Genomic DNA, 26,793 nt, shown 5'->3' on the forward strand with positions numbered 1-26,793 from the left:
GAAGTGGAGCCTAGGAGAATCGAACTCCTGACATCTACCTTGCAAAGGTAGCGCTCTACCAACTGAGCTAAGGCCCCTGGTCTGCTGGCGGCGCATCGGGCGCCGCGTGCCACACCTCGATGCCGTGGCGCGAGCGCCAGACCGCGACGGAGACTGCCGCGACGATCGCCGTGGCGATCAGCAGCACCCGCCTCATGGTGTGAACCTTTCCGTGGGGCTAGGAGGACTCGAACCTCCGACCTCTTCGTTATCAGCGAAGCGCTCTAACCGCCTGAGCTATAGCCCCGTACCGCCTGCATGGCCGAGCGACGAGATTACCGCAATCGTGGGCTCGCGCCCAAACCGCGGTGTGCGCCTCAGTCCCGTCGGCGGGCCGACAATCAGTCCCGTCGGCGGGCCGACATCAATCCCGGTCGGCGAGCGTGACTTCCACGCCGCCGACCAGGTCCGTGGTCAGGTTGTAGATGAACGCGCCGATGGTCGCCATCGCGGTCAGCAGCACGATGTTGACCAACCCGATCAGCGTGGCACCGCCGAAGATGGTTCCGCTGGACACCAGCTCACCGCCGGAACCACCGCCCGCGCTGGTGAGCAGGTCGCCGACGTTGGTGTTCAGCTTGCTCCACACGCCCATCCCGCCGAGCACGAGGTAGAGGAACGCGACAGCGATCATCCACACGAAGAACAGCGCGACCGACAGCACCGCCGACACCTTCAGCGTGCTCCACGGGTCGATCCGGCGGATCTGCATGCTGGCCCGCACCGGGCCCTTGTGCCGCGCGCCGACCTGGACGCGGGCGGCGGACGGGGGCCGGCCTCCCGGTTCCTGGTGCGGGCGGTCGGCGGGTTTACGCTGCTGCGCCGGGCGCGGCATCGGCCCGGACAGGTCCGGTAGCTCGCTCGCGTATGCCTCAGGCCGTGGTGACGGTGACTCGGGCCGCTCGCTGCGCGCCGGCACCTCTTCAGTCGGTGTCGAACCGCCCACCATGAAGCGGCTCGGTCGGCCACCGACATTGGGGGAGTGGTTCGGATTGCCGCGCTGGTCCTCGGCTGTCCGCTCGGGTGGATGCCCGTCGTCGCCCTGGCCGCCCTCGCGCGGGCCCGGCCCAGGAGCCCGCCGCGGTGGCTCCGGAGGCCGCTGACCCGGCTGCGCGGTCCGCGCCGCGGGGCCGCGCTGCCATGGCGGCACCTCGGCGCGGTCGGGAACCTCGGACCGCGTGCCGAGGGCGTCCTGGTTGGTCGCGGAGCCGTTGGCGCCGCCTGGACTGTCGCCCCCGCGGGGGCGTCCCGGCTCGTTCGGTGAACTCACCTACGGCTCCTCACTGGTCCCGTCCCCGGATCAGGCACCGGGGTCGGTGTTGACCTCGTCGGTGCTGTCGCCTTCCTCCGCGTTGCGCGCGATGGCTATCAGTGTCGTGCCCTCACCCAGGTTCATCAACCGAACGCCCTTGGTTTGCCGCCCGGCCTTGCGAACCTGGCGAGCCGCCGTCCGGATGACGCCCCCACCGGAGGTGATGGCGTACAACTCTGTGTCGTCATCGACGATCAACGCACCCACAAGATTGCCACGGCGCTTGTCGAATTGGATCGTCAGTACCCCTTTACCGCCCCGGCCCTGCACCGGGTACTCCTCGATCGCGGTGCGCTTGGCGTACCCGCCGGAGGTGGCGACCAGCAGATATGTATCGGGCCGCACCACGTTCAGCGACAGCAGCTCGTCGTCGGTGTTGAACCGCATGCCCTGCACACCGGAGGTCGCCCGACCCATCGGCCGCAGCGCCTCGTCGGTTGCCGAGAACCGGATGGACTGACCCTTGGCCGACACCAGCAGCAGGTCGTCGTCGGCCGAGCACAGCACCGCACCCACCAGTTCGTCGCCGTCGCGCAGGTTGATCGCGACGATGCCGCCGGAGCGGTTGGAGTCGAAGTCCACCAGCCGCGACTTCTTCACCAGACCGTTGCGGGTGGCCAACACCAGGTACGGCGCATCCTCGTAGGTCTTGAGCTGGATGACCTGCGCAATCCGCTCTTCGGGCTGGAACGCCAGCAGGTTCGCCACATGCTGGCCCCGAGCGGTGCGCGACGCCTCGGGCAGTTCGTATGCCTTGGCGCGATAGACCCGGCCCTGAGTGGTGAAGAACAGGATCCAGTCGTGCGTCGAGCAGACAAAGAAGTGGTTGACGATGTCATCCTGCTTGAGCCCGGCGCCCTGCACGCCCTTGCCGCCGCGCTTCTGGCTGCGGTACAGGTCGGTCTTGGTGCGCTTGGCGTAGCCGGTCTCGGTGATCGTGACGACGACGTCCTCGCGGGCGATCAGATCCTCGTCGGCGACCTCACCGTCGGCGGCCACGATCCTGGTGCGCCGGTCGTCGCCGTACTTGTCGACGATCTCTTTGAGCTCGTCGCGCACGATCGCGCGCTGCCGCTCGGGCTTGGCCAGGATGTCCTCGAGGTCGGCGATCTCGGCCTCGATCTTGGCCAGGTCGTCGACGATGCGCTGCCGTTCCAGTGCGGCCAGGCGACGCAGCTGCATGTCCAGGATCGCCTGGGCCTGGATGTCGTCGATGTCGAGCAGCTCGATCAGGCCTTGGCGCGCCACGTCGACGGTCTCCGACGCCCGGATCAACGCGATCACCTCATCGAGCGCGTCGAGCGCCTTGACCAGCCCGCGCAGGATGTGGGCCCGCTCATTGGCCTTGCGCAACCGGTAGCGGGTGCGCCGCACGATCACGTCGAGTTGGTGATTCACGTAATGGCGGATCAGCTGGTCGAGGCGCAACGTCCGCGGAACGCCGTCGACGATGGACAGCATGTTGGCCCCGAAGCTGGTCTGCAGCTGGGTGTGCTTGTAGAGGTTGTTGAGCACCACCTTGGCGACCGCATCGCGTTTGATCTCGATGACGATGCGCAGCCCGACGCGGTCGCTGGACTGGTCCTCGATGTTGGAGATCCCGGCAAGCTTGCCGTCGCGGACCTGCTCGGCGACCGAGGTGATGAAGTTGTCGTGATTGACCTGATACGGCAGCTCGGTGATGACGATGCCGGTGCGGCCGCGGCTGTCCTCCTCGATCTCGACGACGCCGCGCATGCGCACCGACCCACGGCCGCTGGTGTACATGTCGCTGATGCCCTGGGACCCCACGATCAGGCCCGAGGTGGGGAAGTCCGGGCCTTTGACACGTTCGGTGACGGCGGCCAGCGTGGCTTCCTCGTCGGCGTCGAAGTTCTCCAGACACCAGTACACCGCGTCGGCCAGCTCACGCAGGTTATGCGGCGGAATGTTGGTGGCCATACCGACGGCGATACCGCCCGAGCCGTTGGCCAACAGGTTGGGGAACCGGCTCGGCAGTACCGTGGGCTCCTGCACCCGCCCGTCGTAGTTCGGGATGAAATCGACTGTCTCCTCGTCGATTTCGCGCAGCATCTCCATGGCCAGGGGAGTGAGCCGTGCTTCGGTGTAGCGCATGGCGGCCGGCGGGTCGTTGCCCGGCGAGCCGAAGTTGCCCTGCCCGTCGACCAGCGGGTAACGCAACGACCATGGCTGGGCCATCCGGACCAGCGTGTCGTAGATCGACGCGTCACCGTGCGGGTGGTAGTTACCCATCGTTTCGGCAACGGAGCGTGCGGATTTCGCGTGGCTGCGGTCGGGACGGAAGCCGGAGTCGAACATCGCGTAGAGCACCCGCCGGTGCACGGGCTTGAGACCGTCGCGCACCTCGGGCAGCGCGCGGCCGACGATCACGCTCATCGCGTAGTCGATGTAGCTGCGCTGCATCTCCTGCTGGATGTCGACCGGTTCGATGCGGTCGCCTGCTTCGTCGCCGGGCGGCAACGTCGTGTCAGTCATCAGTCAGCCTTAGTATCGGTTGAATTTGCGCCGGTCACGTCACCGCTAAACATCAAGGAAGCGAACGTCTTTGGCATTTCGGGTGATGAAACTGCGGCGAGCCTCGACGTCCTCGCCCATCAGGATCGAGAACAGCTCGTCGGCGGCCGCGGCGTCGTCGAGCGTCACCTGCCGCAGCACCCGCACCGACGGGTCCATCGTCGTCTCCCACAGCTCCTTGGCGTCCATCTCGCCAAGCCCCTTGTAGCGCTGGATGCCGTCGTCGGGGTTGATCTTCTTGCCCGCCTTGCGGCCCTCCTCGAGCAACCCGTCGCGCTCGCGGTCGGAGTAGGCAAATTCCGGCTCGCTACGCTGCCACTTGAGCTTGTACAGCGGCGGTTGGGCGAGGAACACGTGGCCGTTCTCGATGAGCGGCTTCATGAATCGGAACAACAGCGTCAGCAGCAGCGTCGAGATGTGCTGGCCGTCGACGTCGGCGTCGGCCATCAGAACAATTTTGTGATAGCGCAGTTTCGAGATGTCGAACTCGTCGTGGATGCCGGTGCCCAGCGCGGTGATGATCGCCTGAACCTCGGTGTTTTTGAGCACCCGGTCGATACGGGCCTTCTCGACGTTGATGATCTTGCCGCGCAGCGGCAGGATCGCCTGAAACATCGAGTCGCGGCCGCTCTTGGCCGAGCCGCCCGCCGAATCACCCTCCACCACATACAGTTCGGACTTGCGCGGGTCGGTGGAGCGGCAGTCGGCGAGCTTGCCGGGCAGCCCGCCGATGTCGGTGGCGCTCTTGCGGCGCACCAGCTCCCGTGCCTTACGCGCGGCGATCCGGGCCTGCGCCGACGAAACCGCCTTGTTGACAACGGTCTTGGCCTCGGCGGGGTTGGCGTCGAACCAGTGCGTCAACTCCTCGTTGCAGATCTTCTGCACAAACGACTTGACCTCGGTGTTGCCCAGTTTCGTCTTGGTCTGGCCCTCGAACTGCGGTTCGGCGACCTTCACCGAGATCACCGCGGCCAGCCCCTCACGGATGTCGTCGCCGGTGAGGTTCGGGTCCTTGTCCTTGAGGAGCTTCTTGTCCTTGGCGTACTTGTTGACCACCGACGTCAAAGCGGCCCGAAACCCTTCCTCGTGGGTGCCGCCCTCGTGGGTGTTGATGGTGTTGGCGAAGGTGTGTACCGACTCGGAGTAGCCCGCGTTCCACTGCATCGCGATCTCGACCTCGTGGCCGGGACCCTTCCCGTCGAAGTCGATGATGCTCTGCTGGATCGGGGTCTTGGTCCGGTTGATGTGCTTGACGAAGTCCACCAGGCCGCCGGGGTAGTGGAAGACACGGTGCTTGACCTTGTGCGGTTTCGAGTTCTCGGCGGCCTTCTCGTCGGCGGTCTTGGGCGCTTCGGCGGTGTCGCTGACCACCTCGTCGACGACCTCTTCGGCAGTCACCCGCTCGTCGGTCAACTCGATGGTGAGGCCCTTGTTGAGGAACGCCTGCTCCTGCAGCCGGCGAGCGACGGTTTCGAAGTCGTATTCGGTGGTCTCGAAGATGTCGGGGTCGGCCCAGAACCGCACCGTCGTTCCGGTCTCTTTGGTCTTGCCGCCCTGCTTGAGTTCGCCGGGCACGGAGCGGTCGTAGTACTGGAACCACTCGGAGCCGTCGCGCAGGATCGTGACCTCGACCCGACTGGACAGCGCGTTGACCACCGAGACGCCGACGCCGTGCAGACCGCCAGACACCGCATAACCGCTGTTCTCGCCGCCGAACTTGCCTCCGGCGTGCAGTTGGGTCATGACCACGTCGACTGTCGGGATACCCGCCTGCTTGTGCTTCTCGACGGGGATGCCGCGCCCGTCATCGGTCACGCTGACGCTGCCGTCGGCGAGGATCTTCACGTCCACCCTGGTGGCGTAGCCGGCCATCGCCTCGTCGATGGCGTTGTCGACGACCTCCCAGATCAGGTGATGCAGACCCCGCTCGCCGGTGGACCCGATGTACATGCCCGGACGTTTGCGGACGGCTTCGAGACCCTCGAGAATGGTGATTGCATCGGCGCCGTACTCCTTGGGAGCACTCTTCTTCTGGGCAGCCACGTTGGACGGGTCTCCTTGGTCTCTTGCCGGGGAAGGCTGGCGAGGCGGTCGACCACCGCCTGCGGATCTGCTTCCATCCTACCGGCAGAGCTTGACAGCACCGACTCTGAGGCGGCGTTTCTGCACACCTATTTGGGCCGCCTGTGGAATTTCTCGATCTCGGGTGCCTGAAGACGCTTGAGAACTAGGATTGCGGCGTTCTCGCGCCATTCAGGCAACGGCGGTTCCCGCCGCTATCCATAGGTGTCGCGCGGTCCTCTGCCGGCGATGTGATAGCGGCCCTTTCGCCACGACGGCGCGACCGGGCCGACAATTTTGAGTGACTTCACGACGCCGTCGCCCACCGCGTCCGCGATCTTGGCCAGCACCTGCGCCTGCACCATCCGCAGTTGCGTCGCCCACGCGGTGGACTCCGCGGAGATGGTCAGCACACCGTCGTTGAGTGAGGTCGGCGTCGCGTGCGCGGCGATGCCCTCACCGACAACGCCGGGCCAGCGACCGAACACCGCACCCTCGGCGACGCGGCCGGACCATCCGCGGTTGCGGGCCAGGTCACTGGCCGCAGGTCCGAACGGCTGGGGATCGCGTGAGTCCGGGCCGGGACCCGACCACCGCCGACGGCTGTTACCGGCGATCCTTCGAGGTGCCGCACCGCGCCCGCGCCCGACCTCCTTACCTTGGCTGCGCGCCGCACCGCGCGCCTCCTCGAGCGTGCGCCGGACCAGATCCATACCGCGCAGGTTGGCCAGGTGCTCGGGCGGCTTCACTTCATCCTCGGGCGACGTCATGGCTCCACCACCGAGATTCGTCCGGAATCGTCGTCGCGCATCGTGACTCCAATCCTGCGCGCATCCCAGTCGGCCGGGACATCCTCTGAGACCGCCGCGGTGACCAGGACCTGCTCGGCCGAGCCCGCGACGGCGGCCAATGCCTGCCTGCGCGCCTTGTCCAGTTCGGCGAACACATCGTCGAGCAATAACACCGGATCGCTCCCTTCGGCGCGTAGTAGTTCGTAGGCGGCCAGCCTCAGCGACAACGCCATCGACCATGATTCGCCATGGCTGGCAAAGCCTTTGGCGATCTGATCGCCCAACCGCAGTTCGAGATCGTCGCGGTGGGGCCCCACCAGGCATACGCCGCGTTCCAATTCGGCGTCGCGCCGACGCGCCAACGCATCGAGTAGGGCGGCCTCGAACATCTCCGCGTCAGCGGTGCCCGCCGCCGCCTCTGCTTCCACCACGTCCACCCCGCTGCGGTAGCGAATTCCCGCCGGCCGCGACGACGGCGCCAGCAGTTGATATGCCTTCTCCACCTCCGATGCCAGTTGGTTGACCAGATCTACCCGCGCCGCGATGAGCTTTGCGCCCTTCTCGGCGAGGTGGCCGTCCCACACCTCGAGGGTGTCGAAAACGCCTCGGTCGCCGCGGAATCGAGCACCGGATGCCGTCTTCAGCAGCGCGGTCCGCTGGCGCAGCACCTTGTCGTAGTCCGCGCGGATCGCGGCGACCTGCGGGCGCCGGGTGGTGGCGAGTTCGTCGAGATAGCGGCGCCGCTCACCGGGGTCTCCGCGCACCAGCGCCAAGTCCTCCGGTGCGAACAGCACGGCCCGCAGCACGCCGAGAATCTCGCGGGCGGAGCGAACGGCGGAGCGGTTGATACGTGCCTTGTTGGCACGCCCGGCCGTGATCTCCAGGTCCACCGACAGTTCCCGGCCTTCGTTGACGACGATGGTCGACACCACCGCGCGTTCGGCGCCGGTCCGGATCAGGGGGCCGTCGGTGGCGACCCGGTGTGATCCGAGCGTCGACGAATACCACAGCGCCTCAATGATATTCGTCTTCCCGAAGCCGTTAGGGCCGACGAACACAGTTCGGCCTGGTTCGAGATCCAGTTCGAGACGCGGCCACGATCGAAAGTCGGTCAACGCCAGGCGGCGGACGTACACGACGCGACCGCCTACCCCGACTCGCTGACCCGCTTGACCGCGTGCCCACCGAACTGGTTGCGCAGAGCAGAGACCGCCTTCATCGCTGGCGAGTCCTCCTGCCGCGAGGCGAACCGTGCGAACAGCGAAGCCGCGATCACCGGCATCGGCACCCGGTGGCTGATCGCTTCCTCGACGGTCCACCGGCCCTCACCGGAATCCTCGGTGTAGCCGCTGATCTCACCGAATTCCGGGTCTTCCTTCAGCGCCTTGGCCAGCAGCTGCTGCAGCCAGGACCGTACGACGGTGCCGTTGCTCCATGCCTGGATGACGGCCTGGGTGTCGGTGATCAGTTCTTCGGCCGCCAACAGCTCATAACCCTCGGCGTAGGCCATCATCAAGCCGTACTCGATGCCGTTGTGCACCATCTTCGCGTAGTGGCCCGCACCGACCGGCCCAGCGTGCACGAACCCGTCTTCGCGCGGTCCCGGGGGTCGCAGCGTGTCGAAGATCGGCATCGCGCGTTCGACGTCGGCGTCGCTGCCGCCGACCATCAACCCGTAACCTTCCGTCAGACCCCACACGCCGCCGGAAACGCCGGCATCGATGAAGGTTATTCCCTTCTTGCCCAACAGTTTTGCGTGCGGTCCGTCCTCGGTGTAGCGGGAGTTGCCACCGTCGATGACCAGGTCACCTTCACTGAGCTCCTCGGCCAGGGCGGTGATGGTGTCGTGGGTGATCGGTCCCGAGGGCACCATGACCCACACCACCCGCGGGGCGTCGAGGGCCTCGGCCAGGGCCGCGAGCGTGGGCACGTCGGTCACTTCCGGTCTCGGGTCGTAACCGACGACCTCATGGCCTCCTTCGCGCAGGCGCTCGCGCATATTGAAGCCCATTTTGCCGAGACCGACCAGGCCGAGTTGCATGTGTGCGCCCCTTCTCCGGCGTTTTCTGGCGTCCAGCCCGGTCAGCCAGGTAGGCGCACCGGCATCAGCAGGTAGACGTAGTCGGTCTGTTGGGCGGGGAACGGTCCCGTCGCATCGACATCTGCGTCGTCGTCATTGGCCGGACGCAACACCGCGGGACGGCTGGGCGTCGTGAAACCGAAGGTGACCCGCTCGGAATGCAGCGAGCTCAGGCCGTCGGTCAGATACGTGGGGTTGAACGCGATGGTCAGCGGGTCGCCGGAGAAGCTGACCGGAAGATCCTCCTCCGCGCGGCCCACGTCGTCGGCGCCGGCCGACAGGTGCAGCGAGTCCTCGGAGAATTCCATCCGCACCTGGGCGCCGCGGTCAGCCACCAGCGCCACACGCTTGATGGCCTCGGTGAGTTCACCGACACCGATCGTGGCCATCGCGGTGTGCTCGGTGGGCAGCAGCTGCCGGAATTTCGGGAACTCCGCATCGAGCAGACGCGTGGTGCTGCGCTTGCCCCCGCTGCTGATACCGAGCAACCCCTCCTTGCCGACTGCCGATCCGGCGCCCAGCGACAGATGCACGTCGCCGCCGTCGGAGCCGGCTTTGGCCGCTTCCGAAAGTGTCTTGGCGGGCACCAGCACGGCGGCTTCCAGGTCAGGCCCGGCCGTCGACCACGTCAACTCGCGGACCGCCAGCCGGAACCGGTCGGTGGCGGCCAAAACGACCTTCTCCCCAGCGATTTCGACGCGGATGCCGGTCAGCATCGGCAGAGTGTCATCGCGGCCGGCCGCGACGGCTACCTGGCCGATCGCTTCGGAGAACAGTTCGGCGGATACGACGCCGGTCTCGTCGGGCAGGGCGGGCAGCGTGGGGTAGTCCTCAACGGCCATCGTCGGCAGCGAGAAGCGCGAACTACCGCACGTCAGCGCCACCCGTGTCCCGTCGACGCTGACGTCGATCGGTTTGGCGGGTAACGCCCGGGTGATGTCGGACAACAGTCGACCGGAAACCAAAACGCTGCCGGGTGAAGCGATCTCGGCGGGCACCCGCACCTCGGCGGAAACCTCGTAGTCGAATCCGGAGATTGTCAATCCGTCCTCGGAGCCGGTCAGCAGGACGCCGGCGAGCACTGGCACCGTGGGCCTGGTGGGCAGATTGCGGGCCACCCATGCCACGGCTTCGGCGAAGTCTTCACGTACCAGACGGAACTTCAGATCGGTGACACCAACCGTTGTCGTCGCCACGTCCATAGGGTCCCTTCGATCACAATCACGACAAGCCTCGAACAGCGGTTTCCCGGTGTCTCACCACGCGTCTCAACGATGCGTCCCCGACGACGGTAACGGCTGTGCTGAATCACCGTAGAGCTTTCCGCCCCAACTTGAAAGCTAATCGATCGGGGTGACATCGAGGCCCTCCGGCCGGTGGGACCGTCGATGGTTCCGTGCTTCCCCAAGCGCCTTCTTCGAAGGAGATTCTTGAGAGATATACAAGCAACAGTATTAGGGCCTGTGGAGACTGGGGATGAATACATGTCAACGCTGCGTACGGGCGTAGGCGGCTGTGAGGTAACTGTGGATGACCGCGGTGCCGGGCGGGACAGACTGTGGAGACGCTGGAGGGTGTGTAGCAATCGGCTGGTGGTTCGGCGGTTGATCCCAGGTTCTCCACACCGGTGTGCACAACGCCGCGCTGTGACTGGTGATGCCGGCGGTACAGAAGATTTTTGACGAAATTTCTGTCGAAACGGCCGCAGCCGGACGCGAACGAGCGCGACGGGTGGGAGGGGGAGCGATGTGAGTCAGCGCTTGGAGCGTTGACGGATGCGCGTCGTGAGTTCTTTGACGTGATCGAAGACCTCACGCCGCTCGGCCATCTCGCCGCGGATCTTCTTCTCCGCGTACATCACGGTGGTGTGGTCACGGCCGAACGCTTGCCCGATCTTGGGCAGGGACAGGTCGGTCAGCTCGCGGCACAGATACATGGCGATCTGCCGGGATTGCGCGAGCGCGCGGGTCTTACCGGGGCCGCGTAACTCCTCGACGGTTGTCTCGAAGTACTCGGCGGTGGCGGCCATGATCGTCGCGGTGCTGATCTGCATGGTGCTGGCATCCGAGATCAGATCGCGCAGCACGATCTCGGCCAGCGACTTGTCGATCGCGGTCTTGTTCAACGACGCGAATGCGGTGACCCGGATCAGGGCGCCTTCGAGTTCGCGGATGTTGCGCTCGATGCTGCTGGCGATGAGCTCGAGGACGTCATCGGGCACGTCGAGACGGTCCATCTGGGCCTTCTTGCGCAGGATTGCGATGCGCGTCTCCAGCTCCGGGGGTTGGACGTCGGTGATCAGTCCCCACTCGAACCGGGTGCGCAACCGGTCCTCGAGGGTGGCCAACTGCTTGGGGGGCCGGTCCGACGAGATCACGATCTGCTTGTTGGCGTTGTGCAGCGTGTTGAAGGTATGGAAGAACTCCTCCTGGATACCTTCCTTGCCCTCGATGAACTGGATGTCGTCGACCAACAACACGTCGATGTCGCGGTAGCTGCGCTTGAACGAGGCCTTGCGGTCGTCTCGCAGCGAGTTGATGAAGTCGTTGGTGAATTCCTCGGTCGACACGTACTTGACGCGCATCCCCGGAAACAGCCGCTGGGCGTAGTTGCCCGCCGCGTGCAGCAGGTGGGTCTTGCCCAGCCCGGACTCACCCCAGATGAACAACGGGTTGTACGCGCGCGCGGGTGCCTCGGCGATCGCGAGCGTCGCCGCGTGAGCAAACCGATTCGAGGCGCCGATGACGAACGTGTCGAAGGTGTAGCGCCGGTTGAGGTTGACCGCCGTCGGGTCGTCGGTCAGCGTGTTCGGCGGCCGGCTGGTGAAGTAGGTTGGCCAACTTTCCTCGGCGCTCGCCCTGGCTTCGAAATCCTCGTCGACTTCGTCGGGTTCACCGACGGCCGAGAGTCCGCCGAGCGGGCCGTCGGTGTCGTCGGGTCCGGGGTCGGCGATACGCACACCGAGTTCGACGCGCTGTCCGAGCTGACGGCTCAGCGCGGTGATGATCGGCTCCCGCAGATGACGTTCGATCTCGTTCTGCACAAATGGGGTGGGCACCGACAGCAGGGCAAAGCCCTCGGTGATCACAAGGGGTTTGACCAGCTTCAACCAGGCTCTTTGCTGAGGAGTGAGGCCCGGGCCCGCCATGTCGCCACCCGCACCTGCGGGGCTGCCGTTGAGTTCGGCGACCACCGTGTTCCATACGGCCACGAATGGGGGGTCGGGGTCAGCTGTCAACGACGACTACCCCCTTGCGGCCGGCCCAGAGACGACCAAAGGAACGATGACGATCTGTCCACAAAGTTATCCACAGGCTGTGGAGACTGGACAGTCGTCGTCGTTCTGTTTTCTACCGGCGGGGAGGCCGCGGGTCGGGCCACATCACAGATGTGAGGCATCCTGTGGGCTCACGACTGGTCGGGCATCCTCGCTTCGTTGTCCGTCGCCGTTTCGTTATCGAAGCGGCATTGGCAGAAGCTAACAGTTTTCTTCGCGGGTGCCAACCGTTCTGCAACATTGCATGGACGGATATTTTCCGCTGTTGGTCGGCGGTGACGCGTGTTGCAAATGTGGCTGTCCACACTGACATTCGGCCAGGTTTGACCCAGCGAAAACTCCTCAGTACCCTCGAACAGTCGCCCGTACGAGGTGATACGGCTGCGACCCGGGCATCGACCGGGGACCGCGCCGGCTAGCAAGATGGACGAGCTTACCAACGGCAACTGCGTCCAAACCGATTCGTACGTCGTCGGTGGGGGCTGCGGGTGCCAGACGCAACAAGGAGACAGCCGTGGCCAAGGGCAAGCGGACCTTCCAGCCGAACAACCGGCGCCGGGCGCGCGTGCATGGCTTCCGGCTGCGGATGCGCACCCGGGCAGGCCGTGCGATCGTCACGAACCGCCGGAGCAAGGGTCGGCGCAAGCTGACTGCGTGACTCCCACGTGACTTCGAGCGGGAGTTGACGCTGGTGCTTCCGGCGCGGTACCGCATGACGCGGTCAACGGAGTTCGGGAACACGGTCAGCCGAGGGGTGCGCGCTGTGCAGCCCGATCTCGTCGTGCACGCCCTGCGGTCCGATGAGCGCTCAGAGCCCGGACCCCGGATCGGTCTGGTCGTCTCCAAAGCGGTCGGCACGGCGGTGCAACGCCATCGCGTCTCGCGGCGGCTGCGCCACGTCGCGCGATCCCTCGTCGATGAGCTGGACCCCGCCGATCGCGTCGTGATCCGCGCCCTGCCCAGCAGCCGGCATGCGATATCGGCGCGGCTCGAACAAGAACTGCGCACAGCCCTTCGCCGAGTCAGACCCAAGTCCGAGGCCGCCCTGTGAGGTCGGCGCGGACGGCACGCGCCGTCATCTTCGTGATTCAGCTGTACCGGCACACCATCTCGCCGTTGCGGCTGCCGACGTGTCGATTCACCCCGACCTGTAGCCAGTACGCCGTCGACGCATTGACCGAGTACGGGCTGGTGCGCGGCGGTTGGCTCGCGACGGTACGGCTGTTGAAATGCGGGCCGTGGCATAGGGGAGGATGGGACCCGATCCCAGAGCGCCCGGCAGCCGGGGGACACGGCGACCAAGACGTGGCGGGCGCTCCCGCGAACGAGTCTTCAGAGGATCGGAACACCACTGCCGACGTCAGTGGTAGCCATCCAGCATTGCGAGCAGGAAGCGAGACGCGTGTTTAACTGGTTCAGCCTCGACATCATCTACTACCCGGTGTCGGCGATCATGTGGGTCTGGTACAAGCTGTTCGCCTTCCTGCTGGGTCCATCGAACTTTTTCGCGTGGGCGCTTTCGGTGATGTTCCTGGTGTTCACCCTGCGCGCGATTCTCTACAAGCCGTTCGTGAAGCAGATCCGGACGACGCGCCAAATGCAGGAGCTGCAGCCGCAGATCAAGGCGCTGCAGAAGAAGTACGGCAAAGACCGTCAGCGTATGGCGCTGGAAATGCAGAAACTGCAGAAGGAACACGGGTTCAACCCGATCCTCGGCTGTCTGCCGATGCTCGCTCAGATTCCGGTGTTCATCGGGCTGTTCCACGTGCTGCGGTCGTTCAACCGCACCGGCGGCTACGGGATCGGGGCCCAGCACCTGGATCCGGTGACGAACCGGTCGCTGCCCAACTATGTGTTCAGCGCCACCGACGTCGGGCACTTCCTGGACGCCCATCTGTTCGGCGCGCCGATCGGTGGGTGGATGATCCAGACGACCGGCCTGGACGCGTTCAAGGAGTTCAACCGGGCATCGGTGATCGCCGTCGGTGTGCCGATCATGATCCTGGCCGGCGTCGCGACGTACTTCAACAGCCGGGCCTCGGTGGCGCGGCAGAGCCCCGAGGCGGCAGCCAATCCGCAGACCGCATTGATGAACAAGCTGGCGCTGTATGTGTTCCCGTTCGGCGTTGTCGCCGGTGGGCCGTTCCTGCCGCTGGCCATCATCATGTACTGGCTCGCGAACAACATCTGGACCTTCGGTCAGCAGCACTATGTGTTCGGCAAGATCGAGAAGGAAGAAGAGGCGCAGAAGCTCGAGGCGCAGGAACGGCAGGCGAAGAACGCACCACCGCCGGGAGCCAAGCCGAAACGCACCCGTAAGAGTCAGGCGGGGAAGACCCCCGGGGTTTCCGAGCCGGTGTCGAGCGACGAGTCCGAAAGTAGCGAGGCCGCGTCGGAGAACGGCGCGGCGGACAAGAAGCCGACGAGCAGCAGCCCGGGCAAGGCAGCCAGCGGCGCAGCGAACCGTACGCCGCGACCCGGCGCGCGGCCCAAGAAACGTAAACGGTGACCGGACGATCCCGGTGGAATGAGGAGAGAAGGACATGACTGACGCCGAGACGACCGAGCGCGACGAACTCGTCGATGAGGACGGCAATGCCTCCGCGCCGGTAGCCGAGGACGATCTGGAGGAGAAGTTGGTCGCCGAGGGCGAGATCGCGGGCGACTATCTCGAGGAGTTGTTGGACCTGCTCGACTTCGACGGCGACATCGATCTCGACGTCGAGGGGGACCGCGCGGTCGTGAGCATCGACGGCGGCGCCGACCTGAACAAGTTGGTGGGTCGCAAGGGCGAAGTGCTCGACGCGTTGCAGGAACTCACGCGGCTGGCCGTGCACCAGAAGACGGGGGAGCGCAGCCGTCTGATGCTCGACATTGCGCGCTGGCGGCGCCGGCGCCGCGACGAGTTGGCCGCGCTCGGCGACAAGGTGGCGCGCCGCGTGCTCGAGACCGGCGAACGTGAAGAGCTGGCCCCGATGACGCCATTCGAGCGCAAGATTGTGCACGACGCGGTGGCGGCCGTCGACGGCGTCCACAGCGAGAGCGAGGGCGTCGAGCCGTCGCGGCGCGTGGTCGTCCTCGCCGACTGACCCAGAGTTACAACCGTGTAGTTCATTGGCGCCGTCGGTCCGACGCGACGATCCGGAGGATGTTTCACGTGAAACATGGGGAGGTGTCGGCGCCGCCGGACGCGGCCGCCTCCTTGTTCGAGGAGCGCCTCGACCGAATCCAGCGCTACGCCGCGACGCTTGCGGGTGCGGGCGTCGAACGCGGGCTGATCGGTCCGCGCGAAGTCGAGCGAATCTGGGAGCGCCACATCCTCAACAGTGTGGCGCTGTCCGAACTCGTCGAGCCGGATCAGAGAGTCGCCGACATTGGTAGTGGCGCGGGTCTTCCCGGGATACCGTTGGCGTTGGCCCGACCCGACCTACACGTGACCCTCATCGAACCACTCCTGCGCCGCAGCGAGTTTTTGCGCGAGATGGTCGACGAACTCGGAATCGACGTGACCGTCGTTCGCGGACGGGCCGAGGAGCCGGGGGTGAGGAAGCAGTTGGGGGAGACGGATGTAGTGGTGTCCAGGGCGGTGGCCTCCCTGGACAAGCTGACTCGATGGAGCATGCCGCTCCTTCGCGTCGACGGCCACATGCTCGCCCTCAAGGGTGAGCGTGCCGAAGAGGAGATCCGCGACCATCGGCGTGTGATGGCGTCGCTCGGCGCGGCCGATGTAAGGGTGATGAGGTGTGGCGCGAACTACTTGGATCCACCCGCGACCGTCGTCGTGGCACGGCGGGAGAAGGCGGTAACGCACCGGCCAACGGGCAGGAGACGAGGATGATGGCGTCGCGGAACGGGGTGCAAGCACGCGCGGAATCCGTGGGTCAGCCCGCGAATGTTTCACGTGAAACCGATGCCGTCGCAGTCGGCCTGGCGACGGGAACGGCCGATGTTTCACGTGAAACCTCGCCGCGCACCACTGAGACCCAAAAGGAGAAGTGGCCGGAGAAGGCGGAGCAGGACCGATGGGAGGATCCCGTCGGTCTCGACACTCCGATCGGCGCCGAGGCCGAGCGTGCGGTGCGGCTGCTCCACGCCGCGTCGAAGGGCAGCCTTCCGCGGCCCGATCGGCAGCGCGTGTTCACGATCGCCAATCAGAAGGGCGGGGTCGGCAAGACGACCACGGCCGTCAACATCGCGGCGGCGCTCGCCCTGCAGGGACTGCAGACGCTCGTCATCGACCTCGACCCGCAGGGCAACGCGAGCACGGCACTGGGCATCGAGCACCGGCCGGGCACGCCGTCGTCGTACGAAGTGTTGATTGGAGAGATCCCGCTGCGCGACGCCCTGCAGCGCAGCCCCCACAACGAGCGGCTCTACTGTGTGCCCGCGACCATCGACCTGGCCGGCGCCGAGATCGAGTTGGTGAGCATGGTGGCCCGCGAGGGCCGCCTGCGCACGGCGCTGGCGTCGCTCACGGAGTTCAACTTCGACTACGTGTTCATCGACTGTCCGCCGTCGCTCGGCCTGCTGACCATCAACGCGTTCGTCGCGGCGCCCGAGGTGCTGATCCCGATCCAGTGCGAGTACTACGCACTGGAAGGTGTCGGCCAGCTGATGCGGACCATCGAAATGGTCAAGGCACACCTCAATCCGCAACTCGACGTGACCACGGTGATCCTGACGATGTACGACGGCCGAACCAAGCTCGCCGACCAGGTGGCCTCCGATGTGCGGGCCCACTTCGGCGACAAGGTTCTACGCACCGTCATCCCGCGCAGCGTCAAAGTGTCCGAGGCGCCCGGTTACGGGATGACGATCCTCGGCTACGACCCGGGCTCGCGCGGAGCGATGAGTTATCTGGACGCGAGCCGGGAGATCGCCGATCGCGGTCAGAATCGAAACAACCGATGAGCGTTTGCGGAGGAAGGCAGAACGTACCGATGAGCGCTTACGCGAAGAGGAGCAGACGATGAGCCAACCCACACGCAAGCGCAGCGGTCTCGGCCGCGGCCTGGCTTCGCTCATCCCCACCGGCCCAGCCGACGGCGACCAGTCCGGGCTCGGCCCGCGGATGGGTGACGCGGCCGCCGATGTCGTGATCGGCGGGCCGTCCAACGGCGTGGTGAACGAGGTCGGCGCGGTGTACCGCGAGATCGATCCCGCATCGATCGAGCCGAACCCGCGGCAGCCGCGCCAGGTCTTTGACGAGGAGGCGCTGGCCGAGCTCGTCCACTCGATCCGCGAGTTCGGTCTCATGCAGCCGATCGTCGTGCGCGCGCTTCCGCAGCCCGAACCGGGAGGCGCCCGCTTCCAACTCGTGATGGGGGAGCGGCGCTGGCGCGCCGCCCAAGAGGCCGGCCTCGGGACCATCCCGGCGATCGTCCGCGAGACCACCGACGACAGCATGCTGCGCGACGCGTTGTTGGAGAACATCCACCGCGTGCAGCTGAACCCGTTGGAGGAGGCGGCCGCCTATCAGCAGCTCCTCGACGAGTTCGAGGTCACCCACGATGAACTTGCGTCGCGGATCGGGCGCTCGCGTCCGGTGATCACGAACATGATCCGGTTGCTGCGCCTGCCCATCGCCGTACAGCGCCGGGTCGCCGCCGGGGTGCTCTCCGCCGGACATGCGCGCGCGCTCCTGTCGCTGGAAGGCGGACCGGAGAAGCAAGAGGAGCTCGCCGCGCGGATCGTCGCCGAGGGGCTGTCCGTGCGAGCGACCGAGGAAGCCGTCACGCTGGCCAACAGTGCGGGTCCGGCCGCACCGGCGGCGCCGAAGCGCAAGCCGATCAACATGCCGGGCCTCCAGGACGTTGCCGAGCGGCTGTCGACGGCGTTCGATACCCGCGTCACGGTCAGCCTCGGCAAACGCAAAGGCAAGATCGTGGTCGAATTCGGGTCGGTCGATGATCTGCAGCGCATAGTCGAACTGATGAGCGCATCCGAACGGTGACCTACCACACCGGGTAATTACGTCACTGTGACACAACCCGGGTCTCATCGGCGTGACCGCCGCCCTTCGAAGGAAACCACCTGTGACACAACGCGTTTCGCCGCTCCGCGCGAGAGGCACCCGAATCGGAGCGTCGAGGTGTCCGCACCCTTCTATTCTGGAGTGGCAGCTGTGTACCTCTGCACCGCGTAGGACTCGGGGACTTTAGTGTCGGCACGCATCACGCCTCTACGGCTCGAAGCGTTCGAGCAGTTGCCCAAGCATGCCCGCCGCTGCGTGTACTGGGAGGTCGATCCTTCGACCCTCGGGCGGGATGCGACCGGCGCCGCGGTTCCCGGCGTCGACGATCACCTGTCGGATCCCGAATTCGAGAAAGAGGCATGGCTGTCGATGGTCATGCTCGAATGGGGATCGTGCGGTCAGGTCGCGGTGCAGTGCGCCGACGGCGAGACCGACGACGGGCCCGTCCCGCTGCGCGGAGACGAGGCGTGCCTGGGATACGCGTTCTACGCGCCGCCCGGGGCCGTCCCGCGCGCACACCGGTTCCCGACCGCGCCCGTCAGCGCCGACGCCGTCCTACTCACGTCGCTGGGTATCGAATCCGGTGAGGACGCCGAGGGTTTGTCGCGGGCGCTGATCTCGGCGGTGGTGGGTGACCTGGTTCGGCGCGGCGCCCGTGCGCTCGAAGCGTTCGCGCACACCACCGAAGTCCGCGAGCTCGCCGAACCGGGGGCGGTGACGCCGTCGCTGCGCCCGGTCGTCGAAGTCCTCGGCGACTGCTCGGTCGAACAGTGCGTGCTCGACGCGGACCTACTTCTGGACGCGGGCTTCGTCGTTGTCGCCCAGCACCGGTACTTCCCGCGACTGCGCCTCGAGTTGGAGCAGGGGCTGGGCTGGAAGGCCGATGTCGAAGCGGCGTTGGAGCGCCTGTTCGAGTTCGCGCAGATACGCCAGCCGGTTGGGGCGGGCGCGAGTTCGGTGTCCTTGACCGCGATCGGCGGTCAGGACGGGCTGACGCGTCCGGCCTGTTCGACCGAGAGCTCGTGGGCGAGCAGTTCGGCGAACGTGAAAGTGCCTGTGGGACGGTCATTTTTGCCGAGCAGGTAGAGCCGCTTGACGGCGGCGAGCATGCCCTCGGCGATGGCGTCGCGGGCCTGCGAGGACACCAGCATGGCCCGGTCGTGCGGGTTGGTGATGTAGCCGACGTCGACCTGCACCGTGGGCATCCGGGTCAGACGCAACAGGTCCCACGTCCGCCCATGGGTGCGGCAATCGCGTAATCCGGTGCGTGCCACGACTTCTCGTTGGATGAAGTCGGCGAGATTGCGGCCGATGGTCGACACCGAGCCGTGTGAGTTCCCGAAGTGGAACGAGGCGACGCCGTTGGCTCCGGGGCTGGGCTGGGTGGCGCAGCGCAGGCTGATCATGAGGTCGGCGCCGACGGCGTTCGCGGTCGCGGCGCGTTCGGCGTCCGAGGGGGCACGGTTGGCCGGCCGCGACAGGAAGGTCTCCATACCGATCGCGGTCATCCGGCCCTCGAGCCGACTCGCCAAGTCCCATAGGATGTCTGACTCGCTGATCGGCCCGCTCGGGCCCTGCATGATCTGACCGTGGTCGTCGCCGCCGCGGCCCGGGTCGATGATGATGCGTTTACCCGAGAGCCGGGGACCGGAGCGGCGGACGAGCTCCTCCTCGCGGATCGCGTGCGGAGAGCCGCCGGTGACGCGTGATCCCAGAAAGTACAAGGAGCGCAACGTCTCCGGGCCGCAGATCCCGTCGGGGTACAGGCCGTACTCGCGCTGATACGACATCAATGCGTTGTGCGTGCTCAGACCGAAATGTCCGTCGACGAGGCCGGTGTAGAAGCCGAGGTCTTGGAGTCGGGCCTGCAGTGTGGCGACGTCGTCGCCGAACATCGGGGCGCCGAACTGGTGGCTGAGCGTGCGCGCGCCGAGCCGGTACGACGCCTCTTTGAGCGCACGGTACGTCGCTTCGCCGACGATCCCGTCGACCAGCAGACCTCGATGCTGCTGGAAGGCCCGCACGGCATGGTCGAGTTCGGCGTCGAACAAGTCCAGCGCGATATGCCTGCCGGTGGTGATTTCCTCGTCGGAGTTGTCGAGCATGCCCAGCGCCGTCAGTGCAGCCCTGATCTCGGTGACCGCGGACCCGCGGTCACCGCGACGCAGACTGGACATATGCGGCCTTTCAGTCACGGTTGTCAGCTGCGCGAGGGCGCCGACCAAGTTGACGGGCTAGGCACGATTGTCGCAGACACTTCGCCGATTCAAGAAAACCCCAGGCGGGTGTCCGTGCCCCGGATTGTGGCGTCGGACGGCGGCTAGAGCACGTCTAGAGCACGTCAGAGAGCTCGCGCAGCAGCGCTGCCTTGCCTTTTGCGCCGACGATCCGCTTCACCGGGGAGCCGTCTTTGAACACGATGAGCGTCGGGATCGACACCACCTGGAAATCGCGGGCCGTGACGGGGTTGGCGTCGACGTCGAGTTTGGCGACGGTCAGCGCGCCCGCCTTTTCGGTGGCGATCTCCTCGAGCACCGGGGCGATCATCTTGCAGGGACCGCACCAGGTCGCCCAGAAGTCCACCAGCACCGGTGTGCTGCTGGACAACACGTCCTGGGAGAACGAGTCGTCGGTCACCGCTACCGTGGATCCGGTGCTCTCAGTCATCGGGGTACTCCTATCAGACGGGTGTTTCGATGGTTTCATCGCTTGGGCCAGAACCGATTTCGGCGAGCCAGCGTTCGGCGTCGATGGACGCCGAGCAGCCGGTGCCCGCAGCGGTGATGGCCTGGCGGTAGGTGCGGTCGACGAGATCGCCTGCGGCGAAGACACCTTCGATCGATGTGCTGGTCGACCCCTGCTGCGTCAGGACGTAACCGTCCTCGTCGAGGTCGACCTGGCCGCGGATCAGATCCGAACGCGGGTCGTGGCCGATCGCGACGAACACACCGGTGACGGCCAGCTTCGACTCCTCGCCGGTCACCTTGTTGCGCAACCGGACTCCGCTGACCTTGGGGCTGCCTTCGATCTCGAGGACGTCGGTGTTGGTCAGGAACGTGATCTTCTCGTTTGCGCGGGCGCGGTCCAGCATGATCCGCGAGGCGCGGAACTCGTCGCGGCGGTGCACCAGGGTGACGCTGCGCGCGAACTTGGTCAGGAAGATCGCCTCCTCCATCGCCGAGTCGCCGCCGCCGACGACGATGATGTCCTCTTCGCGGAAGAAGAACCCGTCACAGGTCGCGCAGGTGCTCACGCCCATGCCCATCAGGGCCTCCTCGCCAGGCACGCCGAGGTGCCGCGCCGCAGCGCCCATCGCGAGGATGATCGCCCGCGCCCGGTAGGTGTCGTCGCCCACGGTGACGGTCTTGACCGGACCTTCGAGCGAGACAGCGTCGACATCCTCCATGCGCAGGTCCGCGCCGAAGCGCAACGCCTGTTCGCGCATCTCGTCCATCAATTCGGGACCCGTGATGCCGTTGCGAAAGCCGGGATAGTTCTCCACCTCGGTGGTGGTCATCAACGCACCGCCGAACTGGACGCCTTCGAACACCAGGGGCTTCAACTGCGCACGCGCTGCGTAGATCGCTGCGGTGTAGCCGGCCGGACCGGATCCGATGATGATCAGATCGTGAACCGTGGATGTGGTGGTCATGAGCGCCTTTCTGCCACTTTCGCGGCACCGGTATAACACCAGCGTAGGCGGTGGTGTTCCCGGAGTTTCCGAACAACCTCGGGGGACAGACTACGGTCGTGCGACCACGGTTTCGGCCAGCAGCCCACCGTGAGCCGCATGGCACGCAGCATCCACGGCCACGGCAAGGATGTCGGCATCCGTGCCCGCGGGCAGAAGCAGCACGACAGCCGGGCGCCCAGTCAGCTCAACCGGAAGCGCCCCGAGGACGGGCGTGGTCGCTGGGTGCCCCAGTCCCTCGAGGCAGGCGGTGCGGCGGCGCGGATCGGACAGCGGCCCGTAATCGGGCAGTGCCGAGAGCAGGCCGGTGAGCTGGGGACCGGTTAGCGGGAAGGCGGGCGGCCGGCGCGGCACGGTGATGCGCTCGGCGGTGGGCCCGGGCTGGGAGAACCGTGGTGCGGGATCGCGCACCAGCGTCGACGTGCCGATGATGACCCCGGCGGTCACGGCGGCCAGGCCGGCGACCAGCCCGAGAACGTGGATTCGGCGCAGCCGCGGCCGTGCGACGGCGTGACGGGGTGCACCGGCGGCCCGTAACGCGGCACCAATGCGTGCGGCGACGTCCGCGGGCACGTCCGGCGCGGAGTCCTCGTCGTGCGCCAACTCGGCCAGGCCGCGGCGCACCCGCTCAACCGCCGGATCCGAGTCGTCGTCCGTTCCGGTCTGCATCGCTAGCCAGTCTCCACCACGACACGTAAGACGCGGCGGATGTGCCCGCGGTTCCGCTCAGTCGGTGCGAGCGGCGGTTTCCGCGTCGAAGTACTCGAGTGCCTCGGCCAGCTTGGCCCGGGCGCGGGAGCATCGGCTCTTGACGGTGCCTTCGGGCACGCCGAGGATGCGGGCGGTCTCGGCGACCGAGTAGCCCTGCATGTCGACGGCCACCACCGCGGCGCGCTGTTCGACGGGCAACCGCATCAGCGCCCGCTCGACGACGATCGCGGTGTCCACGCGCGAGGCCGGGTCACCGATGTGGCCCTGATCGTCGGACAGCGTTTCAGCGACGCGGGTTTTGTTGCGCCGCAACCGGTCCAGACACGAGTTCACCACGATGCGGTACAGCCAGCTGCTCACCGCCGAGTCGTAGCGGAAGGCGGGCGCCCGCCGGTGCGCCTTGAGCATCGCGTCCTGCAGCGCGTCGGCGGCGTCGTCGGCATTGCGGCTGATGATGCGCGCGATCCGGTACAGCTGCCGGTGGTGGCGGTAGAACAACTCCTCGAACGCGTAGCGGTCACCGGCGACGTGCGCGGCGAGCAACTCCGCGTCGCTGCGTTCCCCGGCCGTCCCCCCGAAGCTCCCCACAGCCGAACACTAAACGGCTACGCGGGTGTCTCCCGACACATCTTTGGCGGGCTGTGGATGAATCCCGGCAAGACGCCGACCGTGCGGTCAGGACGTCGACCTGACCGTGACCTCGGCGATGTCCGACCGGCTCTCGCCGTTGACCTGGCCTAGCGTCGACACCCAGACCAGCAGGTTGGAGGTGGGCGAGGCGTTCTCGACCTTGATGGTGTTGGAGCCCGGTTTGAGCTGGGTGGCCGGGGTCAGCACGGTGGTGTCGGCAAGTGACGACGGTGTCGGGGACTGCGCGGAGCGGATCTCGACGGCCGTGCCGGTGCTGTTGAGGTCGATGTCGACCTCGCCGACCGTGGTCGACTGCGGCAGCTGCAGCATCAGCCCGACGCCGTTCTTGAAGTTCGGGAACGGCACCGGGTCGGTGTAGGTGTCGATCGGCCACACCGTGGACTTGTCACCGTCGATCGCCTTCGGCGCATCGGACGGCGCATCGGCCTCACCCTCGGGTGAAAAGACCGACACCGCAGTCGGTTTGACGACATTGCCGCTGCCGGTGCTGCCTTCGGCCGACTCTGTGGTGGTCGGGTCGTTTAGGCCGAGCCGGTCGCCGCCCAGGCCGTCGCCGACATCGCCGAAGATCCGGCTCAGCACCGTCGCCAGCACCACGAGCGCGACCACGACGATGGCGCCGCCGACGCCGAGCCCGATCATCAGGGCCTTGCGACGCCGCGCCTCGGTCTCCGGGTCGGTAGCGCCGGCAACACCCGGGGCCACCGAGCGGTCGGCTTCATCGACCGGGGAGATCAGCTCGGTGCGATCGGCGATCGCCGTCGCCTGCTGGAGCAGATTCAGCAGGGTCGGCGCGCTTCGGATGCCGCCGCCTTCCTGCACGGCCCGCGCTGCCGCGGCCGAGATCTGGAACGGGATCTGGCGATCGACTGCGCGCGGTTCGATCGGTTGTCCGGCCGAGTCGAGGTCGGCGGGGGCCAACCCGCTGCGCACGCCGTGCTCAGGCAGTGGCCACCGATTGATCAGCAGCGCGTACAGCGCCGCCCCGATCCCGCGGATGTCGTCCTCGGGTGTCGCGTCGGGCAGCGTCGCCGGGAAGGCCAGCGCGACGTCACCCTCGATGCTGACCCGGACCCGCCCCGGGTGATCGAGCGAGAGCGCGACTCCCGCACGGTGCGCGGCCTCGGCGGCCGCCGCCAGCGACTGCATCGCCCTGGCGCCACCGATCGGGGACGGCGACGTGTCGGCGACCTCGGTCAACGAGCCGCCCCGGATCCACTCCGACACGACCAGCCCACCGGATCCGGTGTTGACCACGTCGAGCACCCTGGCGATGCCGGGCATGTCGATGCTGCTCAGCTTGCGGGTGCGCGCCAGAATCTCGCGCAGCGCCTCGTCGGACAGGGTGTTGTCCGGGTCGACGAAGGTGAGCGCCACCTGGCGGTCCAGCGCTGTGTCGAGTGCCTGCCAGAACTGCAGCGTGGGCGGGCCGCCGTGGAACACCAGCAGGCGGTAGCGGCCGCCGCCGACCATTGCGCCCGGGATGAGGTGGACGTCCTCGTCGGAGGTGGCGGCCTCGATGGCCGGTTCGCGCGGCGGGTCGAACGCGAGGGGTTCGCGGGTGGGATCACCACCGTAGTCCGAGGGCGGCCGGCCCGAGACCGGTAGCCGGGTCGTGCCGTTCTCGGCGGCGAACTCGGTGGTCTGACCGGGATCGGGCACGTCGGGCCGCAGGTCGTCGGCGACGACGTCGGACTGACCGGTCGGAATCTTGCTGGTCGCGGAATCGGGTGCGGGCGCGGAGCCGCCTGCGGGTTCGTCGCTCACCGCTGGTCCTTTCCGCGTCCGGTCCCCGGCAACGGGGTCAGGTGGTCCGCGTCGGACGGCCGGCGGGCTGTGCCGACGCCCCGGTGCGGACGAATTCCTCTGTTCAGGGTACGGGAGAGGGGTGCGCGTCCGTGGCCGGTCGGCGGCCCCGACAGCTACCCCGCCGCCCCCGGAGCCGGGCCGGGCACCAGCGCCGAGTCGTCGCCGGACCGCCTCGAGGGCCGCCTGGGCATCCGGCACGCGCGCACCGAGGAGGACGCCGACGATGACCGGCACCATGACCACGCCGAGCACGACCAGTCGCAGCAGTGAGCCGGCACCGCCCCAGTTCCGCGTCAGCGACTCCAGGCCGAACAGCTTGTCGGCGACCTGGCCGGCCATCGCGGCGAGCAGCGAGGCGGCGATCGTGACCAGCACCGAGCGCACGACTTGCAGGTTGATGAGCCGGCCGCCCGGCGGGTCGAGATTGGCGCGCAGCAGAAAGTAACCGACCACCGCGCCCGCGACGAAGCCCAGCCCGTTGGCAGCTCCGAGGTAGCCGGCGACCAGATCGGGGTCGTCGGTGAGGTAGGGCGCAATCAGCGAGGCGATGATCTTGACGGTTGTGATCACGACGATCAGCAGGATCGGCGTCCACGGTTGTTGTCGCGCATAGAACACCCGAAGTTGAAGCAGCACAAGCGCATAGGGCACCAGTGTGAACGCTGACAGCGTGATCGCCATACCCAGGTAGTTCGCGTCGACCTCACCGAAATTGCCGTAGGCGAACAGCGCGCTGCCGATCGCGGGTCCGCCGACCGTCATCAGCGCGACGATGGGGATGAGCGTCACCATCGTCAGCCGGGTGGCCAGCGAGAGGTCGGCGAGCACCGCGCGTTGATCGTTTGAGGCGGCGTTGCGACTCAACCGTGGCATCACGACGGTCAGTACCGTCACCCCGATCATGCCGAACGGCAACTGCAGCACCAGCCACGTGTAGTTGTAGATCGCTGGCCCGGAAGCCGCGGCGCCGCTGGCGATTCGGTTGCCGACGATCAACCCGACCTGGCTGATCAACACGTACAGCACCATCGCCGAGGCCATTGCGCCGAACTGCTTCATCCGCTCATCGATGCCCCACAGCGGGCGAAGGCTGATGCGTTCGCGGCGGATCGCGGCCAACAGCACCAGGACCTGCGTCACCGTTCCGAGCGTCATCCCGATACCGAGCACGAGGAGCTTCGCGTTGCCCATCCGCACCGGGTCGACCGAGAGTTCGCCGGGGACAACGAGATACAAACCCAGCGTCACGATCGCGACGATGTTGTTGCATACCGGTGCCCAGGCGGGTGGCCCGAACACGTTGCGGGTATTCAGGATTGCCATGAACACCGACGACAACCCGTAGAACAGCACCTGCGGCAGCAGCAGGTAGGCGAACGCGGTGGTGAGGTCGCGGTTGACTTCGGGGTCGCTGCCGAGCATGAGGTCGACGAGCATCGGCGCCGAGGCCACCGACAGCGCGGTGATGATCAGCAGCAGCGTCGTCGTCAGCGTGACCAGGCGGCGGATGAACGCCGTGCCGTTGTCGGGATCGTCGCGCTCGGCGCGCGCCAGCACCGGCACGAAGATCGCGGTGAACGTCGCCTCGAGTACAAGCGCCGCGATCAAGTTGGGCAGCTGGTAGGCCACCGAGAACGCGCTGGTGAGTGCGGCGCCGAGGATCGTCGCCAGCAGCACGATGCGGGCGAACCCCGTGAGCCGGCTGACCAGCGTCGCAACCGCCATGCCCCACGAACGCGACACCACCGCCGCGTCGGAGAGTTCTTCGCGGCCGGCGCGACGGCGGGGGGCGGGTCCGCGACCCCGGGCTCAGCCGGATAGCGACCACCTCTGCGGGCGACATCGTCGACCAGATCCTGGGG

At 66.8% G+C, this 26,793-nt stretch carries 24 protein-coding genes and 2 tRNA genes; 9 read left to right on the top strand and 17 right to left on the bottom strand.

The features are described 5' to 3' along the window. Window positions 1–4: 4 nt before the first annotated feature. The 11 genes from AU192_RS04995 to dnaA form a co-directional block, all read right to left on the bottom strand. Window positions 5–77, bottom strand: a tRNA-Ala gene (locus AU192_RS04995). Beyond that, window positions 68–196, bottom strand: coding sequence for a hypothetical protein (locus AU192_RS26095; protein ID WP_109395601.1), 129 nt, complete (start codon window positions 194–196; stop codon window positions 68–70). Before AU192_RS26095 ends, AU192_RS04995 begins: the two co-directional genes overlap by 10 nt. Window positions 197–212: 16 nt before the next feature. Then, a tRNA-Ile gene (locus AU192_RS05000) sits at window positions 213–286 on the bottom strand. A 117-nt stretch (window positions 287–403) separates the two neighbouring features. Next, entirely contained in the window at window positions 404–1,309 is a 906-nt protein-coding gene (locus AU192_RS25635; protein WP_064394686.1) for a DUF3566 domain-containing protein, read from the bottom strand. A gap of 30 nt (window positions 1,310–1,339) precedes the next feature. Next, a complete protein-coding gene (gyrA, locus tag AU192_RS05010; protein WP_064394687.1) occupies window positions 1,340–3,847 on the bottom strand; it encodes a DNA gyrase subunit A in 2,508 nt (835 codons plus the stop codon). A gap of 45 nt (window positions 3,848–3,892) precedes the next feature. Next, window positions 3,893–5,929 (bottom strand): DNA topoisomerase (ATP-hydrolyzing) subunit B, encoded by a 2,037-nt coding sequence (gyrB, locus tag AU192_RS05015; RefSeq protein WP_064394688.1) that lies wholly within the window; start codon window positions 5,927–5,929, stop codon window positions 3,893–3,895. A gap of 233 nt (window positions 5,930–6,162) precedes the next feature. Then, complete coding sequence (locus AU192_RS05020; protein ID WP_064394689.1) at window positions 6,163–6,717, bottom strand: DUF721 family protein; 555 nt, start codon at window positions 6,715–6,717, stop codon at window positions 6,163–6,165. After that, window positions 6,714–7,874: a DNA replication/repair protein RecF gene (gene recF / locus AU192_RS05025; protein WP_064394690.1), complete on the bottom strand. Its 1,161-nt coding sequence runs from the start codon at window positions 7,872–7,874 to the stop codon at window positions 6,714–6,716. The genes AU192_RS05020 and recF overlap by 4 nt, the downstream gene beginning before the upstream one ends. Window positions 7,875–7,885: 11 nt before the next feature. Beyond that, a complete protein-coding gene (gene gnd / locus AU192_RS05030) occupies window positions 7,886–8,815 on the bottom strand; it encodes a phosphogluconate dehydrogenase (NAD(+)-dependent, decarboxylating) (RefSeq protein WP_278183950.1) in 930 nt (309 codons plus the stop codon). Between the two features lie 5 nt (window positions 8,816–8,820). Further along, window positions 8,821–10,020 (bottom strand): DNA polymerase III subunit beta, encoded by a 1,200-nt coding sequence (gene dnaN, locus AU192_RS05035; RefSeq protein ID WP_064394692.1) that lies wholly within the window; start codon window positions 10,018–10,020, stop codon window positions 8,821–8,823. Between the two features lie 551 nt (window positions 10,021–10,571). Next, the gene (gene dnaA / locus AU192_RS05040) at window positions 10,572–12,056 is read right to left on the bottom strand and encodes a chromosomal replication initiator protein DnaA (protein ID WP_064394693.1); all 1,485 of its coding nucleotides are present in this window, start codon (window positions 12,054–12,056) and stop codon (window positions 10,572–10,574) included. Between the two features lie 553 nt (window positions 12,057–12,609). Between dnaA and rpmH the strand changes: the two genes are divergently transcribed. From rpmH to AU192_RS05080, 9 genes are all read left to right on the top strand, one after another. Further along, entirely contained in the window at window positions 12,610–12,753 is a 144-nt protein-coding gene (rpmH, locus tag AU192_RS05045) for a 50S ribosomal protein L34 (protein ID WP_064346175.1), read from the top strand. A 33-nt stretch (window positions 12,754–12,786) separates the two neighbouring features. Continuing rightward, window positions 12,787–13,146 (top strand): ribonuclease P protein component, encoded by a 360-nt coding sequence (gene rnpA, locus AU192_RS05050; protein ID WP_064394711.1) that lies wholly within the window; start codon window positions 12,787–12,789, stop codon window positions 13,144–13,146. Beyond that, entirely contained in the window at window positions 13,143–13,505 is a 363-nt protein-coding gene (gene yidD, locus AU192_RS24970; RefSeq protein ID WP_082693593.1) for a membrane protein insertion efficiency factor YidD, read from the top strand. Before rnpA ends, yidD begins: the two co-directional genes overlap by 4 nt. Window positions 13,506–13,548: 43 nt before the next feature. Then, complete coding sequence (gene yidC / locus AU192_RS05055) at window positions 13,549–14,604, top strand: membrane protein insertase YidC (protein ID WP_423202670.1); 1,056 nt, start codon at window positions 13,549–13,551, stop codon at window positions 14,602–14,604. A 34-nt stretch (window positions 14,605–14,638) separates the two neighbouring features. Beyond that, on the top strand, window positions 14,639–15,184 hold the full coding sequence (locus AU192_RS05060) for a Jag family protein (RefSeq protein WP_064394695.1): 546 nt from the start codon (window positions 14,639–14,641) through the stop codon (window positions 15,182–15,184). A gap of 59 nt (window positions 15,185–15,243) precedes the next feature. After that, a complete protein-coding gene (rsmG, locus tag AU192_RS05065) occupies window positions 15,244–15,933 on the top strand; it encodes a 16S rRNA (guanine(527)-N(7))-methyltransferase RsmG (RefSeq protein ID WP_064394696.1) in 690 nt (229 codons plus the stop codon). Then, window positions 15,930–17,006 carry a ParA family protein gene (locus AU192_RS05070; RefSeq protein ID WP_242656903.1) on the top strand — a complete coding sequence of 359 codons (1,077 nt, stop codon included), beginning with the start codon at window positions 15,930–15,932 and terminating at the stop codon, window positions 17,004–17,006. The genes rsmG and AU192_RS05070 overlap by 4 nt, the downstream gene beginning before the upstream one ends. Window positions 17,007–17,064: 58 nt before the next feature. After that, entirely contained in the window at window positions 17,065–18,048 is a 984-nt protein-coding gene (locus tag AU192_RS05075) for a ParB/RepB/Spo0J family partition protein (protein WP_064394697.1), read from the top strand. A gap of 207 nt (window positions 18,049–18,255) precedes the next feature. Next, on the top strand, window positions 18,256–19,155 hold the full coding sequence (locus tag AU192_RS05080) for a hypothetical protein (RefSeq protein WP_064394698.1): 900 nt from the start codon (window positions 18,256–18,258) through the stop codon (window positions 19,153–19,155). Here the strand turns inward: AU192_RS05080 and AU192_RS05085 are convergent. The 6 genes from AU192_RS05085 to murJ form a co-directional block, all read right to left on the bottom strand. Continuing rightward, window positions 19,050–20,246 (bottom strand): N-acetylmuramoyl-L-alanine amidase, encoded by a 1,197-nt coding sequence (locus AU192_RS05085; RefSeq protein ID WP_064394699.1) that lies wholly within the window; start codon window positions 20,244–20,246, stop codon window positions 19,050–19,052. The two genes, AU192_RS05080 and AU192_RS05085, sit on opposite strands and share 106 nt — an antisense overlap. 154 nt (window positions 20,247–20,400) lie before the next feature. Next, on the bottom strand, window positions 20,401–20,736 hold the full coding sequence (gene trxA, locus AU192_RS05090; RefSeq protein WP_064394700.1) for a thioredoxin: 336 nt from the start codon (window positions 20,734–20,736) through the stop codon (window positions 20,401–20,403). A gap of 13 nt (window positions 20,737–20,749) precedes the next feature. Further along, window positions 20,750–21,721 carry a thioredoxin-disulfide reductase gene (gene trxB / locus AU192_RS05095; protein ID WP_064394701.1) on the bottom strand — a complete coding sequence of 324 codons (972 nt, stop codon included), beginning with the start codon at window positions 21,719–21,721 and terminating at the stop codon, window positions 20,750–20,752. 90 nt (window positions 21,722–21,811) lie between these two features. Next, window positions 21,812–22,429 (bottom strand): hypothetical protein, encoded by a 618-nt coding sequence (locus AU192_RS05100; protein WP_064394702.1) that lies wholly within the window; start codon window positions 22,427–22,429, stop codon window positions 21,812–21,814. Between the two features lie 57 nt (window positions 22,430–22,486). Continuing rightward, on the bottom strand, window positions 22,487–23,059 hold the full coding sequence (gene sigM / locus AU192_RS05105) for an RNA polymerase sigma factor SigM (RefSeq protein WP_064394703.1): 573 nt from the start codon (window positions 23,057–23,059) through the stop codon (window positions 22,487–22,489). An 87-nt stretch (window positions 23,060–23,146) separates the two neighbouring features. Further along, window positions 23,147–26,656, bottom strand: a complete 3,510-nt coding sequence (gene murJ, locus AU192_RS05110) for a murein biosynthesis integral membrane protein MurJ (protein ID WP_064394704.1) — start codon at window positions 26,654–26,656, stop codon at window positions 23,147–23,149. Between the last annotated feature and the right edge of the window lie 137 nt (window positions 26,657–26,793).

The sequence above is a fragment of the Mycobacterium lehmannii genome (assembly GCF_001499925.1).
Taxonomy (GTDB): domain Bacteria; phylum Actinomycetota; class Actinomycetes; order Mycobacteriales; family Mycobacteriaceae; genus Mycobacterium; species Mycobacterium lehmannii.

Excerpts from the sequence above, each read along its gene's own strand:
- AU192_RS26095 (WP_109395601.1), bottom strand. The coding sequence starts at position 196 with ATGAGGCGGGTGCTGCTGATCGCCACGGCGATCGTCGCGGCAGTCTCC.
- gyrA (WP_064394687.1), bottom strand. The coding sequence starts at position 3,847 with ATGACTGACACGACGTTGCCGCCCGGCGACGAAGCAGGCGACCGCATC.
- AU192_RS05020 (WP_064394689.1), bottom strand. The coding sequence starts at position 6,717 with ATGACGTCGCCCGAGGATGAAGTGAAGCCGCCCGAGCACCTGGCCAAC.
- dnaN (WP_064394692.1), bottom strand. The coding sequence starts at position 10,020 with ATGGACGTGGCGACGACAACGGTTGGTGTCACCGATCTGAAGTTCCGT.
- yidC (WP_423202670.1), top strand. The coding sequence starts at position 13,549 with ATGTGGGTCTGGTACAAGCTGTTCGCCTTCCTGCTGGGTCCATCGAAC.
- AU192_RS05060 (WP_064394695.1), top strand. The coding sequence starts at position 14,639 with ATGACTGACGCCGAGACGACCGAGCGCGACGAACTCGTCGATGAGGAC.
- rsmG (WP_064394696.1), top strand. The coding sequence starts at position 15,244 with ATGTTTCACGTGAAACATGGGGAGGTGTCGGCGCCGCCGGACGCGGCC.
- AU192_RS05070 (WP_242656903.1), top strand. The coding sequence starts at position 15,930 with ATGATGGCGTCGCGGAACGGGGTGCAAGCACGCGCGGAATCCGTGGGT.
- AU192_RS05075 (WP_064394697.1), top strand. The coding sequence starts at position 17,065 with ATGAGCCAACCCACACGCAAGCGCAGCGGTCTCGGCCGCGGCCTGGCT.
- AU192_RS05085 (WP_064394699.1), bottom strand. The coding sequence starts at position 20,246 with ATGTCCAGTCTGCGTCGCGGTGACCGCGGGTCCGCGGTCACCGAGATC.
- trxA (WP_064394700.1), bottom strand. The coding sequence starts at position 20,736 with ATGACTGAGAGCACCGGATCCACGGTAGCGGTGACCGACGACTCGTTC.
- trxB (WP_064394701.1), bottom strand. The coding sequence starts at position 21,721 with ATGACCACCACATCCACGGTTCACGATCTGATCATCATCGGATCCGGT.
- AU192_RS05100 (WP_064394702.1), bottom strand. The coding sequence starts at position 22,429 with ATGCAGACCGGAACGGACGACGACTCGGATCCGGCGGTTGAGCGGGTG.
- murJ (WP_064394704.1), bottom strand. The coding sequence starts at position 26,656 with ATGGCGGTTGCGACGCTGGTCAGCCGGCTCACGGGGTTCGCCCGCATC.